Source organism: Lysobacter cavernae, from assembly GCF_042648505.1.
Classification (GTDB): Bacteria; Pseudomonadota; Gammaproteobacteria; order Xanthomonadales; family Xanthomonadaceae; genus Lysobacter_L; species Lysobacter_L cavernae.
On sequence record NZ_JBHRXK010000001.1, the window covers coordinates 272,585 to 286,923 of the forward strand.

7 protein-coding genes are annotated in these 14,339 nt (G+C 66.7%); all 7 read right to left on the reverse strand.

Annotated features, from left to right (window positions below; genetic code table 11):
• Positions 1–58: 58 nt before the first annotated feature.
• The 7 genes from ACFOLC_RS01290 to ligA all read right to left on the reverse strand — a co-directional run bounded on the left by ACFOLC_RS01290 (position 59) and on the right by ligA (position 14,235).
• Positions 59–5,029 (reverse strand): alpha-2-macroglobulin family protein, encoded by a 4,971-nt coding sequence (locus tag ACFOLC_RS01290; RefSeq protein ID WP_386756904.1) that lies wholly within the window; start codon positions 5,027–5,029, stop codon positions 59–61.
• Positions 5,030–5,146: 117 nt separating this feature from the next.
• A complete protein-coding gene (gene gyrA, locus ACFOLC_RS01295) occupies positions 5,147–7,780 on the reverse strand; it encodes a DNA gyrase subunit A (protein WP_386756905.1) in 2,634 nt (877 codons plus the stop codon).
• Between the two features lie 249 nt (positions 7,781–8,029).
• Positions 8,030–9,088, reverse strand: a complete 1,059-nt coding sequence (mtnA, locus tag ACFOLC_RS01300) for an S-methyl-5-thioribose-1-phosphate isomerase (RefSeq protein ID WP_386756906.1) — start codon at positions 9,086–9,088, stop codon at positions 8,030–8,032.
• A 72-nt stretch (positions 9,089–9,160) separates the two neighbouring features.
• Positions 9,161–9,913 carry a DUF3011 domain-containing protein gene (locus ACFOLC_RS01305; protein WP_386756907.1) on the reverse strand — a complete coding sequence of 251 codons (753 nt, stop codon included), beginning with the start codon at positions 9,911–9,913 and terminating at the stop codon, positions 9,161–9,163.
• 88 nt (positions 9,914–10,001) lie between these two features.
• Positions 10,002–10,730, reverse strand: coding sequence for a DUF3011 domain-containing protein (locus ACFOLC_RS01310; RefSeq protein WP_386756908.1), 729 nt, complete (start codon positions 10,728–10,730; stop codon positions 10,002–10,004).
• Positions 10,731–10,809: 79 nt separating this feature from the next.
• Positions 10,810–11,781, reverse strand: a complete 972-nt coding sequence (gene epmA / locus ACFOLC_RS01315; RefSeq protein ID WP_386756909.1) for an EF-P lysine aminoacylase EpmA — start codon at positions 11,779–11,781, stop codon at positions 10,810–10,812.
• A gap of 105 nt (positions 11,782–11,886) precedes the next feature.
• A complete protein-coding gene (gene ligA / locus ACFOLC_RS01320; protein WP_386756910.1) occupies positions 11,887–14,235 on the reverse strand; it encodes an NAD-dependent DNA ligase LigA in 2,349 nt (782 codons plus the stop codon).
• Between the last annotated feature and the right edge of the window lie 104 nt (positions 14,236–14,339).

The following is a 14,339-nucleotide window of genomic DNA, read 5'->3' on the forward strand; positions in this document are numbered from 1 at the left end:
TTGCCGGCAGCGGCACGCCCCATCCCAACCTTCCCCCGCAAGCGGGGGAAGGAGACACTCAACCGCCGCCCGGTTGTTTCACCGTCAACACCGCCGGCATCGCCTTGCCAACGCCGCGCAAGTCTGGACGGTACATGTCCTCGACCAGCGACGGCGGCACGGTGTAGGTGCCCGGCGTGACCGCGCGCACCAGGTAGAACACGCGCGCGGTGTCGCCGGTGTCGAGCTTGAGCGCGGCGACGTAGCGGTCGTCGCGGAACTCTTCGTGACGGACCTCGGCCGCGTCCTCGCGGTCGCTGATCTCGATGCCGTCGACGACCACCCCGGCCCATTGCTTGGCGTCGCCGAGGTTGAAGTTCTCGATCTCCAGGCCCGCCGGCAACAGGTCGGTGAGCAGCGCATCTGGCATCGCGCGGCTGGCGGTGATGCTGACCTGCACGATCAGCGCATCACCCTCCTCCAGTGTGCCGCCTTCCCACTCCTTGCCTTGCATCGTGTAGTACTTGCGCGTCACCTTGATCAGCGAGGCATCCGGCTCCGGCGCGCGGCGCGGCACGCCGGCGACTTCCAGGCTGGCGTACAGCGGCGGCTGGCCCTTGGGGTTGAAACTGACGCCACGGCTCAGTGCGGCATGGTCGAACAGGCGGCCGATGAACTTGGCCGGATCGGCGTCGGACATCGCATCGCCGACCTTCCACTGCCCCGATATCGTCTTGGCTTGATCGGCCATCAACGCCTTGCCCAACCGCGCCAGCGCGACCTGCTCCTGCGTGCTCAGCCACAGCCAGCCGCTGTTGCGGCGTGCGTCGAGTTCCTTGCCCAGCGTCACGGCACGCGCGTCGTAGTCCGGTGTCGCCAGCTTGTGCTCGTGCACCAGCGCGATCATCAGGGCATCGTCGCGCAGGCGGCTGCCGTAGTCGCCCAGGTACTCGGGGCGATCGTTGGAGTCACGGCCAAAGCCATCTGCAATCGCCTTCCTGCCACGCGCCTTGTCGCCCTGCAACGACAACGCCAGGCCCAGGTGTACCAATGGCAGGCCAGTCAGACTGTTCTTGCGCTCGTTGTCGTAGAGCGCACGCAGCGTACCCAGCGGGGCGCGGTTGACGCGTGCGAGCGCGTAACCGGCGTAGGCCTGGTAGGCGAACTTGAGGTGCTCGCGACGGTCGTAGCCGAAGAACGACGCTCCGCCCGAGAGCAGGTCCTCGTTGAGCACCTTCAGCGCCTTCTGCAACATGGCCTCAGGCACGGCGAAACCGGCCTCGCGCGCATCCAGCAGGAACTCGACCACGTACGGGGTGATCAGCGGATTGACGTAGTCGCCGTCACCCCACATCGAGAAGTGGCCGGAACCGATCTGCATCGCCGCCAACCGGCCGAACGCGCCTTCCATGCGTGCGCGCCGGGTCTTGGCATCCAGACCCTTGGCACCGAGCAACTTGGCGGTCGCCTCGTCGAGCTCGAGCGCGGCGAAGCCTTTGCTGGTGGTTTGCTCGGCACAGCCATACGGATACTCAAGCGCGCCCTGCAATGCGCTGGCGAACGGGATCGGCGGCAATGCACTGACCGACAGACGTGCATTGACCGAATCCGGCATCAGTCCATCAGCAAAATCCGCGCCTAATGTCACGGCGGCCAGCGAGTCGAGTACCTGCGTACGTGCACGCATCACCGACGGCCAAGCCGGTCGCACCAGCACTTCATAGCGACGGTCGACCTGGTAGCCGTTGCCTTCGACGCGCACGCGCACCTGCGCGGTGGTGTAGCCCTCCTTGGCGACGAGCGGGAAGGTGTAGGTGGTCTTGCCTTCGACGCCGAGTTTGGCTATACGCGCGCCGTCGCTTAGCGACAGCGGGCCTTCGCCCGTGACCTGCACCTTGAACTCGCCGGCCTTGCCGGTGAAGTTCTGCACATCCAGCGTCACGTTGCTGTGGTCGCCCGGCGCCAGCACGCGCGGCAGGCTGGCTTCGGCCAGCACCGGTGCGCGCACCACGGTTTCGCGGTCGCGGCTGCCGTACTTGTTACCGGAATAGACCAGCGCCGACACGCGCAGGCTGCCGTTGAAATCGGGCACGGTCAGCGTGACGTGCGCGTTTCCCTTGGCGTCGAGCTTCACCGGCCCGGCGAACAGGTCCACGGTCTGCACCTTCACCGTCGGCCGCCGCGCCTGCGGGAGCGCGGCCAACGCCATGTCGCCGCCGAAGCGGAGCTTGGCGATGCCGCCCTCGAAGCTCTCGATCACACGGCCGTAGACGTCGTAGGCGTCGACACCGAGGCGACGCTGGGCAAAGAAATGCGCCGCCGCGTCCGGCACCGGGAAACGGGTGATGTTTAGGATGCCGACATCGACCGCCGACACGGTGACATAGGCCTCCTGCCCGGCCAACTGCGGCGCGCTGACCGTGACCGGAAAATCACGCTCCGGTCGCATCAGCTTGGGCACGACCAGGCCAACGGCGACCTTGCGCCCGCGCCGGTCCATCGGCACGTGCGCGACGCCGACCGCGCGCGCCGGGGTGATCTTGCTCGGCGCACTGCCACCGCGGAACACCAGCGCGGTGACGTAGACGTCGTGGCGCTCCCAGTCCTTGGTCACCGGGATCTCGTAGCTGCTGCCGGCCTTGGCGTCGATCGTCTGCACGAACAGCATGCGATCGCTCTCGACCATCAGCAGCCCCTTGCCGGCATGCGGCGGGGTCAGCGTGACCTTGAGCGTGTCGCCGGCCTTGTAGGCGGTCTTGTCGAGCGCGAGCTTGACCTTGTCGGGGCGTGCGTCGAGGCCGCGGTTCTGGTCGTCCCAGCTCCAGCCGGCGGTGAACGGATAGCGCGCGGTCAGCTTGGTCGCCGGGTCGAACACGTCGACGCGGTAGTCGCCCCATTCGACCGGAAAATCGATCCGCGTCGGCGCGCTGCCGGCATCGATCACGCGCGTCTCGATGTCCTGGTAACGGCGGGTGAAGTCGTAATCCCAGCCGCCTTCGTCGTCATGGTTCCAGTGGTAATCGCGGTGCTCGCGCACCAGGGTCACGCGCAGGCCCTTGCCCGGACGCGGCTTGCCGTCGCTGCCATAGCGGCCCAGTTCGAAGCCGGCCGTCGCGTTGGCGTCGGTGCCCTCCTTGTCGTCGAACAACGGCCGCACGCCGACCAGTGCATCGGCCGGCCACAGCACGCGCTTGAGGCTGCGGTTGACGCTGCGGCCGCCGGTCTCGAAGACGCTGCCGGTGACGATCGTTGCGATCGGACTGGTTGGCTTGGCCTCACTGGGCAGCGCGATGTCCTGTTGCAGTTTGCCCTGCGCATCGAGCTTGGCATCGATGACGTCCTTGGCCTCCTTCGGCAGCGCGATGGTCGGATCACCGAAGAACCAACCGGGCAGTTGTTCCAAAGGATGCTGCTCGACCGCGACTGCGAGCTTGGCGGTGAAGCGATTGCCGGCCGCAGGTGCACCGTAAAGATAGGCACCGTCGACACTGAGCTTGAACGGCTCGCCAGGCTTGAGCACTGTCTGGGCATCGAGGTCGAGCTTGAGGCGCTCCGGCAGGAACTCCTCGATGCGCAAGGTCATGCCCTGCACCGCCTCCTTGCTGCCCGGGTCGGTGCGGAACTCGGCGCGCCAGCGCCCGGTGGCGGCATCGACCGGGATCAACTGGGCATGGCGCACATGGCCTTGCGCATCGGGTTGCAGGCGGGTTTCGAGGAACGTCTTGCCATCAGGCTGCACGTAGCGCAGGAACAACGGCTGCAGCGCCTTGCCCTTCGCAGCTCCATTTTGTGCAGTGATAGGTTGCCCATCCTGGTCGCGCAACAGCGCCGACAGGCGCACGGTCTCGCCAGGACGGTACAGGTCGCGACCGGACCAGGCGAACACGTCGAACCAGGCCTGCTCGCGGCCGCTGACGGCGAACTCCGACAGGTCCAGTGCTGGCTGGTTGAACGGCAGCATCGACACGTCGCTGCCCCGTTGTGCAATCACTACGTGCGCCGCATCGAGCTTGTAGTCGAGCAGGGCATTGCCGTTGCGATCGGTCTCGCCCTTCAGCAGCGGCTCGCCCTGGGCGTCAAGAACTTTCAGCTCGACGCCACCGACGGCACTGCCGTTCTGCAAAGACGCCGTGTGGACGAACAGCTTGTCCTTGTACGCGCGCGTGTGCAGGCCAAGGTCACTCACCGTGAAGAATGCGGTTTCGAACTCGTCCTTGAACTGCCCGGTCCGTTTCATCACCGCGAAGTACAACCCCGGCTGCTGCAGCTCCTTGATGTCCTGCAGCGGCAGGTAGGTCAGCACGCGCTCATTGGGTTTACCGCCAAGCACGAAGCGGTTGACATAGACCGGCTCGGCCAACTGCGACAGCGGCGTCTTCTCGTCGTAGTCGCTGCTCAGTTCCCAGCTGCCGCGGCGACCGCCGCGCTGGTACTCGGCGAAGAACTTCGGCAGTTCCTTTTCCTTGACGCGCAGGAACTCGACGTCGACCTCGGGCACGTTGACCGACACCACCGGCAGGCCACGGCTTTCGCGTGCCGGCAAAACACTGCCCTGCGAGGCGAAACCGACCACCGGATCAAGCGGGCCGGTGTAGACCTCCTTCCTGATCTCGCCGCCGAGACGGTCGCCTGCGGCGGCGGTCATCCCGGCCTTGATCGTGACGACGTAATCCTTGCTGGCCTCGACATGCGGAAAGCGCAGGATTCTGGCGTCGTCGGACAGCACCCAGCTGCCCTTGACCGGCGCACCGTTCTTGTCGGTGACGGCGACCAGTTCGTCGAACGCCTGCGTGCCGACCAGCGGTCGGCTGAACTCCAGAGCGATCGCCAGCTGCTCGTCGGCCTTCTGATCGGGGTAGACCGCAACCAGGGCGAAACCCTGCACGGTCTCGCGTTTGGCCTGGACCGCCTCGCCGCTGACGGCGGGCAATTGGCCGTCGCTGTCGCGCTGGCAGGCAGCCAGCAGCGCGGCGGCGGCGATGAGGGCGATGCCGACTCCGCGCCGCAGGCGGGACGGGACGGTTCCTTCCGCAAACGACACGCGCAGCATGCCTTTCTCCTCTTGAGATTGGCCGAGTATAGCCCTGCCCCTCCCGCAGTCATCACCGGATCAGCCTAAAAAAACGCCGCCCTAAGGCGGCGTTTTTCAGCGACCCAGCAGGCGCCGTCAAGGTGTCGAAGGCGCCTCTGGAGTGTCGTCGGCCAGCGACTCCACCATCGGTTCAGCCGGCGCCTCGCCCTCGTCGTCGTCATCGAGCGAGGCATCGACGCGCTCGATCGCCTGCAGGGTTTCGTCGGCGGCCAGGCGCATCAGGGTCACGCCCTGGGTGTTACGGCCGACCTGGGCAATTTCCGCCGCACGCGTGCGCACCAGGGTGCCACCGTCGGAAATCAACAGCACTTCGTGGTGGTCGCTGAGCTGGATCGCACCGACCAGGGAGCCGTTACGCTCACTGGTCTTGATCGCCAGCACGCCCTGGGTACCGCGGCCCTTGCGCGGGTACTCAGCCACGGGGGTGCGCTTGCCATAGCCGCGGGCACTGGCCGTGAGGATGTCGCCGTCGCCGTCGACCACGATCAGGCTGACCACCTCGGCCGTGCCCTCGCCCTCCTCGCTTTCGGCAAGGCGGATGCCGCGCACACCGGTGGCGGTGCGACCCATCGAGCGCACTTCGTTCTCGGCGAAACGCACGGCCTTGCCGTTGCTGGCGAACAACATCACGTCGCACTTGCCGTCGGTCAGCGCCACGCCGACCAGGGCATCGCCCTCGTCGAGGTTGATGGCGATCTTGCCGCGCGCCAGGCGGAACGCGAACTCGGTGAGCGGGGTCTTCTTGACCGTGCCGTTGCGCGTGGCGAAGAACACGTAACGGTTGTCGACGTACTCGCGCACCGGCAACACCGCCTGCACCTGCTCGCCTTCCTCCAACGGGATCCAGTTGATGATCGGACGACCGCGCGCGTTGGGGCCGGCATCGGGCAACTGGTACACGGACAACCAGAACACGCGGCCGGTGCTGGTGAAGGTCAGCAGGGTGTCGTGGGTGTTGACCAGCCACAGCTGATCAATGAAGTCCTCGTCCTTGGTCGCTGCGGCATTCCGGCCCTTGCCACCGCGCTTCTGCGCGCGGTAACTGCTGACCGGCTGGCGCTTGGCGTAGCCGGCATGCGACAGCGTGACGACCACGTCTTCCGGCGCGATCAGGTCGAGGATGTCGAGGTCTTCCTCGCTGGCACGGATCTCGCTGCGACGGTCGTCGCCGAATTCCTCGCGAAGGTTGATCAGCTCGGTGCGGATCACGTCGAGCAGCACGTTCGGGTTCTCGAGGATCTCGATCAGACCGCGGATGGTCTCCAGCAGCTGCTTGTACTCGTCGGTCAGCCTGTCCTGCTCCAGCCCGGTGAGGCGGTGCAGGCGCATTTCGAGGATCTGCTGGGCCTGCACTTCGGTGAGCTGGTAGCGCCCATCGATCAGGCCGACACCCTGCGGCAGGTCTTCCGGGCGCGAGGCTTCGCTGCCGGAGGACGCAAGCAGCGCGCCAACCAGGCCCGGCTCCCAGGTGCGGGCGAGCATGCGATCGCGCGCCTCGTTCGGGTTGGCCGAGGTCTTGATCAGCTCGATCATCTCGTCGATGTTGGCGAGCGCGACCGTCAGGCCTTCCAGGATGTGCGCGCGGGCACGCGCCTTGCGCAGGTCGAAGATAGTGCGACGGGTCACCACCTCGCGACGATGACGGACGAAAGCCTCGAGGATCTGCTTGAGATTCAGCAGTTGCGGGCGGCCGTCGACCAGCGCCACCATGTTGATGCCGAACACCGACTCCATCTGCGTCTGCTGATAGAGGTTGTTGAGCACCACCTCAGCCGAGTCGCCGCGCTTGATCTCGATGTAGATGCGCATGCCGTCCTTGTCGGACTCGTCGCGCAGCTCGCTGATACCTTCGAGCTTCTTCTCCTTGACCAGTTCGGCGATCTTTTCGATCAGCCGCGCCTTGTTGACCTGGTACGGGATCTCGGTGACGACGATCGCCTCGCGGCCGGTGCTGTCGTTGACCTCGACATCGGCACGTGCACGCATGCGCACGCGGCCGCGGCCGGTGCGGTAGGCCGCCATGATGCCGGCGGTGCCGTTGATGATGCCGGCGGTCGGGAAATCCGGGCCCGGGATGTAGGCCATCAAGCCGTCGATGTCGACCTCGGGCTGGTCGATCAGCGCGATGGTCGCGTTGATGACTTCGGTGAGGTTGTGCGGCGGAATGTTGGTCGCCATGCCCACCGCGATGCCGGCCGAACCGTTGACCAGCAACTGCGGCACCCGCGTCGGCATGACCGTGGGTTCGAGTTCCTTCTCGTCGTAGTTGGGCTGGAAATCGACAGTGTCCTTGTCGATATCGGCCATCAGCTCGTGGGTGAGCCTGGCCATGCGCGACTCGGTGTAACGCATCGCAGCGGCCGAGTCGCCATCGACCGAGCCGAAGTTACCCTGGCCATCGACCAGCAGGTAGCGCAGCGAGAACGGCTGCGCCATGCGCACCAGCGTGTCGTACACCGACTGGTCGCCGTGCGGGTGGTACTTACCGATCACGTCACCGACGATACGCGCCGACTTGAAGTGCGGCTTGTTGCTGTGCGCGCCCAACTCGCTCATCGCGTAAAGCACGCGACGGTGGACTGGCTTCAAACCGTCTCGAACGTCCGGGAGGGCGCGGCCAACGATCACGCTCATGGCGTAATCGAGGTAGCTGCGACGCATCTCGTCTTCGAGATTGATCTGGATGATTTCCTTGGCGAGTTCGGCCATCGAGATTCCGTGCTGGTTGAACATCCGCGCCCGCAGCAGCGGGCTGCCGCGAGGGACTCGCGACTAGCCTTCCGGCACCGGCTTCGAGCTGCCAAAAACCGCCCGTGCGGGCCTGTTTTTCAGCTCGCGCGGAGCGGCATCAAAAGGACAGGAAATGATACCACGTCGAGGCACCTCACGGCACCCCGATTCCTACGCAGAAACAAGTACTTGCGGCGAATTTACGCAGCATTTGCGCGCACTTTCGCCTCAGTCGCCGAACGCCGCCCGCATCGCCGTCGCGTCGGGCCGCTCGATCACGCCGCGCTCGGTCACGATCGCATCGATCAGCTCGTGCGGGGTGACGTCGAACACCGGGTTCCACGCGCCCACGTCCTGCGCCGCCGTGCGCACACCACCGACACCGAACAGCTCGCCGGGGTCGCGCTCCTCGATGTGGATCTGGTCACCGGAGGCGGTCGCCATGTCGACCGTCGACGACGGCGCGGCGACCATGAACTTGACGCCGTGGTGGCGCGCCGCGATCGCCAGCTGGTAGGTGCCGATCTTGTTGGCGACATCGCCATTGGCGCAGATGCGGTCGGCGCCCACCACCACCCACTGCACCTTGCCGGTCTTCATCAGGTGCGAGGCGGCCGCGTCGGCAATCAGGGTCGGGGCGATACCGTCCTGCTGCAGCTCCCACACGGTCAGGCGCGCCCCCTGCAACCACGGCCGGGTCTCACCGGCGAAAACCTGGTCGATGCGCCCCTCGGCGACGCCGGCACGGATCACGCCGAGCGCAGTGCCGAACCCGGCGGTGGCCAGCGAACCGGTGTTGCAGTGGGTCAGCACGCCGCTACCGGGCACGATCAAAGCCGCGCCGAGCGCCCCCATGCGGCGGTTGGCCGCGAGGTCTTCGTCGGCAATGGCCTGCGCCTCGCGCTCGAGCACATTGCGCCAGTCGTGGCCGGCGACGGCCAGCACGCGACGCATGCGCGCCAGCGCCCAGGCCAGGTTGACCGCGGTCGGACGTGCCGCATTGAGGCGCTGCATGGCTGGATCAAGACGCGCCGCGGCCTCGGCGCCGTCAGCGGCTTCGATCGCCCGTGCCGCCAGCACTACGCCCCAGGCCGCGGCGATGCCGATCGCCGGCGCGCCGCGCACGGTCAAGGCGTGGATGGCGGCGGCGACGGCATCGCTGTCGTCGCAGCGCACGTACTCGACGGTGAATGGCAACTTGCGCTGGTCGAGCAGCTCCAGGGCTTCGCCGGTCCAGCGGATCGGGCGGACGCGGTCGTAGCGGTCGAAATCGATCGAAGTCGTCATGCCATCCAGTTTAACGAGATGACCGCATCCGCGCGTGTCCCCGGCACCGGCGTCAGGTCGGGCAAGCCCGGCTCAATTGACTCGGAAATCGCCGCGGCAACCGTTGACCACCCAGATGCCGTTGCGGTCCCAGCCCCAACTCTGGCCTTCGATGCAGGGCGCCTTCGATGCCTGGCGGATCAGGCGTGCGTCGCGGCGGATGGAAACGTTACAGCGGCGCTGGCGGCGATCTTCGGAACCGCAGTACAGGGTCTGCGCCTGGTCCCAGCCGCCGCCCTGGCCGTGGTCCCAGCCACCACCACCGCCGCTGTTGCGGCTGCTGAACTGCGCACGACAGCCGCCGGAGACCCAGACAAAACCACGCTGGTATCCCCAGGTGCGGCCTTCGATGCAGGGCGACTTCGAGTACTGGCGTTGCAGGTACACGCGCCGGCCATCGATCGGGCATTGCCGGTAGCGGTTGTCATTGGAGTCGCAGCGCACGCTGTCGCCACCGGAACCCTCGCCGTTCCAACCGCCGCCTCCACCGCCACGGCCGACAGCGAATTCGGCGCGACAGCCGCCGCTGACCCAGACTGCGCCGCGTTGACTGCCCCAGGTGCGCCCTTCGATGCAGGGCGACTTCGAATACTGCCGGATCAGGCTCACGCCGTAGCGCGTATCGGCCTGGCATTCGCGGTAGCGGCTGTCGTTGGAATCGCAACGCACCGTCTGGCCGTCACCGCCATGTCCATAGTCGCTGTACTGCGCCGCAGCCGGCGCGGCGAACGCGGCCAGAAACACGGCCGCCAGCAGTCCGGCGCCGGAGAAAACATAAGCAATCATGAGAAGAATCCCGAGTCCTTGTCGCGCATAACTGTAACCAAGCAGGCTTAATGCGGGCCGGACACAGGCGCCCCAGCCATCGCGTGATTCAGCCGTCGCTCGGCTTGTCCCGGCGGAGGATCTCGAACTCGGCACGGCAACCGCCTTCCACCCAGATCCCTTCGCGGTCAACACCCCAGTTGCGGCCTTCGACGCAGGCCGCGCGCGACAGCTGACGGAACAGGCGCACGCCGCCGCTGGTATCGGCCGGACAATGGCGGGGGCGCTTGCTGTTGGAGTCGCAGCGCACGATCTGTGCGCGCGCCTGGTCGGTCTGGACATCGGCCATCATCCGGAACTCCGCCCGGCAGCCGCCGGAGACCCAGACGCCACGGCTGTCCGCACCCCAGCTTTGCCCCTTGATGCAGGCGTTCCTGGACAGCTGGCGCACCAGCTCCACGCCACCGCGGCTCTCGGCATCGCAATGCTGCCAGCGGCTGCCGCGCGACTCGCAACGGAACACGCGACTGCCGTAGCCGCTGCCGACGCTGCCGCCGTAGCCAAGGACGAATTCGGCGCGGCAGCCATGCCTGACCCAGATGCCGGAATCGCTCACGCCCCAGCTGCGCCCTTCATCGCAGTCGGTACGCGACAAGGTGCGCAGCAGACGCACGCCGCCGCGGACATCGGCCGGGCACAAATGGGCCTGGCTGCCCTTGGCTTCGCAACGCACGACGCGATCGCCATGGAAGCGTTCGCCGGATTGTGCAGCCACCTCGGGCACGGCAGCCAGGGCAGCAAGTCCCAACAAGAAGGTCGAAGTGGTCCAACCGCGCATCAGCTGCCCCTGAATTCCACGTGACCACTCTACCCTGTCTATCGGCCCCATGAATCAAGAATTCGCAAAGAATCCAGTGTCACGCCCGTGCAAAATCGAACGCCAGCACATCGGCGATACGGGCAGTGCCCAGCATCGCCATCAGCAGACGATCGACGCCCAGCGCGACGCCGGCACAGTGCGGAAAGCCCGACGCCAGGCCGGCCAGCAGACGTTCGTCGCGCGGTGGTGCGATGTCGCCGCGCTGCGCGCGGATCTCGCGGTCACGCGCGAAACGCTGGCCCTGTTCGGTTGCGTCGGCCAGCTCGTGGTAGCCGTTGGCCAGTTCCAGCGGACCGAGGTACAGCTCGAAACGCTCGGCCACCGGTGGGTCGTCATCGCGCAATCGCGCCAAGGCGCACTGCGACGCCGGATAGTCATAGACGGCGAGCAGTTGGTCGGCCGCGAACGAAGGCTGCAGACGGTGGGTCATCAGCAGGTCGAGCCAGTCGTCGCGCGTGAGTCCGGTCGGGTCGATCACGACATCGCCCAAGGCAGCCCGCAGACTGGCCTGGCTGGCGGTGTGCGGGTCGATGCCGAGCCGCTGCCGGTACAGCGCGTGATAACTGATTTCGGACAGCTGCGCCGTGCGCCCGACCAGGGTCAGCGCCGCCTGCACCAATGCCGCCGTTTCACCGATCAGGCGACGGTGGTCCCAACCGAGTCGATACCACTCGAGCATGGTGAACTCGGGGTTGTGGCGGCCGCCGGCTTCGCCGTCACGGAACACGCGCCCCAGCTCGTAGCAATCGCCAAAGCCGGCCGCGAGCAGGCGCTTGAGCGGGTACTCGGGCGAAGTCCGCAGCCAGCGTGTCCGCGACGCGCCGTCGGTGCGGCCACTGAACTGCAGCGAAAACGAGGCGATATTGGGGTCGGTGTTGCCCGCCAGCGACATCACCGGCGTCTCGACCTCGATGACCTCGCGCTCAGCGAAGAAAGCACGCACCAACGTGTTCAGACGCGCTCGCAATCGCAGCGTGTCGAACGTAGCAGAGGGCTGCCAATCACTCATGCTGTGCTGCAGTCCACGTAGGAGCGGCTTCAGCCGCAAGCTGTTGCCGCACCTGCGGTTGTCGAGAAAGGTTCGCGACTGAAGCCGCTCCTACGGAAAAGTCATTCATGGCTCGTGCTCGGCCAGGAACGCGAGCAGTTGTGCTTCGTCCCACACTGGAATGCCCAGTTCCTGCGCCTTGTCGAGTTTGGAGCCGGCTGACTCGCCGGCCACGACAAAGCTGGTCTTTTTTGACACGCTTCCGGCAACCTTGGCGCCGAGTGCTTCCAGTCGCACTTTCGCGTCGTCGCGACTCAGCGCCGCCAAGGTGCCGGTAAGCACCGCGGTCTGCCCGTCCAGCGGCATTTGCGCGGCGGCGCTGCCGGCCGGGGTGATCGCATCGAGTCGCGCCAGGGCTTCGCCGCTCTCGGTCAGCAAACGTGCGTTGTCCCCGTCATCGAGCCAGGCCGCCAAAGCGCGCGCCGTGTCGGCCGGCAATCCAGCGGTGACGTGGTTGTGCTCGGGGGCATCGCGCACGGTTGCCGCAGTGCGGAATGCCGTCGCCAGCTGATCGGCACGGATGCGGGTGATCTTGGGGATCTCGAGGTCGACCAGCAGCGTCGCCAGGTTCAGATCCTGGCGCAATTTCGGCGAAGGCGCGTGCGTATCGGTGACGGTGACGCCGCGCGCGAGCAGGTCGTCGATGACCTGCTGGTTGCCGGGCTGGTCGAGAAAGTGGCCGAGCGCGCGCGCGACCTCGCCGCCGACGTCCGGCACACGCTTGAACAATGGCCACGGCAAGCGACGGATCAGTTCGAGGTCGCCGAACCAGCTCGCCAATGCCTTGGCCGTGCTCTCGCCGACGTGCTGGATGCCGAGCGCGTAGAGAAAACGCTCCAGTGTGGTGCTGCGGCTGCGGTCGATCGACTCGATCAGGTTCTCGGCCCAGCGCGTGGCGACCTTGCCGCCCTTCACGGTCTCAGGCGTGGTGCCGTCACGTTCGTCCGCACGCCGTTTCATCTCCAGCAGGTCATCGAGGCTAAGCTTGTAAAGGTCGGCCACCGAGGTCACATAACCCAGGTCGCTGAGCACTTCGATGTAGCGCTCGCCCAGGCCTTCGATGTCCATCGCCCGGCGCGAAGCGAAGTGGCCGATGGCTTCCTTGCGCTGCGCGGCGCAGGTCAATTCGCCGGAGCAGCGCCAGACCGCCTCGCCTTCCTCGCGCACCAGTTCCGAACCGCACACCGGGCAGTGACTCGGCATCGACCACGGCTTCGCGCCCGGCGGCCGGTGTTCGGGCACCACGCGCACCACTTCCGGAATCACGTCTCCTGCGCGGCGTACGATCACGGTGTCGCCGTTGCGCACGTCCAGGCGCGCGACCTGGTCGGCGTTGTGCAGCGTCGCCCGGGTCACGGTGACGCCGCCGACCTGCACCGGCTGCATCAACACCCACGGTGTGACCGCACCGGTGCGGCCGACGTTGACCTCGATCGACTCGACCACGGTCATCTGTTCCTGTGCCGGAAACTTGTGCGCGATCGCCCAGCGCGGCGCGCGCGAGACGAAGCCCATCTCGACCTGGCCCTCGTAGTCGTCGAGCTTGTAGACGACGCCGTCGATGTCGAACGGCAGGCGCTCGCGCTTGGCGCCGATCGTGCGGTAGTAACCCAGCAGCCCGTCCAGGCCTTCGACCACGTCGCTCTCGCCGCTGACCGGGAAGCCCCAGTCGCGCAGGCGCTTGAGGGTCTGCGAATGTGTGTCCGGCAATTCGCCACCTTCGATGGCGCCGACGCCGTAGGCGTAGAACGCCAACGGACGCTGTGCTGTCATGCGCGGGTCGAGCTGGCGCAGCGAACCGGCGGCGCCGTTGCGCGGATTGGCCAGCACCTTGCCGCCCTCCACCAGCGCGCGCTCGTTGTAGGCCTTGAAGGCGGCCAGCGGCATGTAGACCTCGCCGCGCACTTCCAGCACCTGTGGCCAGCCCTTGCCACGCAACTGCAACGGAATGGCCTTGATCGTGCGCAGGTTGGCGGTGACGTCCTCACCGGTGGCGCCGTCGCCGCGGGTGGCGCCCTGGACGAAGCGCCCGCCCTCGTAACGCAGGCTGATGGCGAGGCCGTCGAGCTTGGGCTCGACCGAGAACGTGGGCTGGTCGCCTCCGAGCTTCTCCTCGATCTTGCGCACGAACACCGCGACTTCCTCGTCGCTGAAGGCGTTGCCCAGCGACAGCATCGGGATGACGTGGCGCACCGGCGCAAAGCTGCCCGTGGGCACGGCGCCGACGCGCTGGCTCGGCGAGTCGGGCGTGATGAGCTCGGGATTCGCGGCCTCGAGCTCGTCGAGCTCGCGCAGCAGGCGGTCGTAGTCGGCGTCCGGGATCGCCGGGTCGTCGAGCACGTGATAGCGGTAGTTGGCATCCTCGAGTTGCTGGCGCAGCTCGGCGATGCGGGTGGCGATGTTGGTCTTCGGCATGATGGCTGGTTCGAAGGCAGTCCTTCGACTTCGGGCCTGCGGCCCTACGCTCAGGACGAACGGCTCACGTCACGACCCACAACCGTTCGTCCTGAGCGTAGCGC

What these genes read in the sequence shown, in the direction of transcription:
- gyrA (WP_386756905.1), bottom strand. Translation starts at nt 7,780, where the DNA reads ATGGCCGAACTCGCCAAGGAAATCATCCAGATCAATCTCGAAGACGAG.
- mtnA (WP_386756906.1), bottom strand. Translation starts at nt 9,088, where the DNA reads ATGACGACTTCGATCGATTTCGACCGCTACGACCGCGTCCGCCCGATC.
- ACFOLC_RS01305 (WP_386756907.1), bottom strand. Translation starts at nt 9,913, where the DNA reads ATGATTGCTTATGTTTTCTCCGGCGCCGGACTGCTGGCGGCCGTGTTT.
- ligA (WP_386756910.1), bottom strand. Translation starts at nt 14,235, where the DNA reads ATGCCGAAGACCAACATCGCCACCCGCATCGCCGAGCTGCGCCAGCAA.
- ACFOLC_RS01310 (WP_386756908.1), bottom strand. Translation starts at nt 10,730, where the DNA reads ATGCGCGGTTGGACCACTTCGACCTTCTTGTTGGGACTTGCTGCCCTG.
- epmA (WP_386756909.1), bottom strand. Translation starts at nt 11,781, where the DNA reads ATGAGTGATTGGCAGCCCTCTGCTACGTTCGACACGCTGCGATTGCGA.
- ACFOLC_RS01290 (WP_386756904.1), bottom strand. Translation starts at nt 5,029, where the DNA reads ATGCTGCGCGTGTCGTTTGCGGAAGGAACCGTCCCGTCCCGCCTGCGG.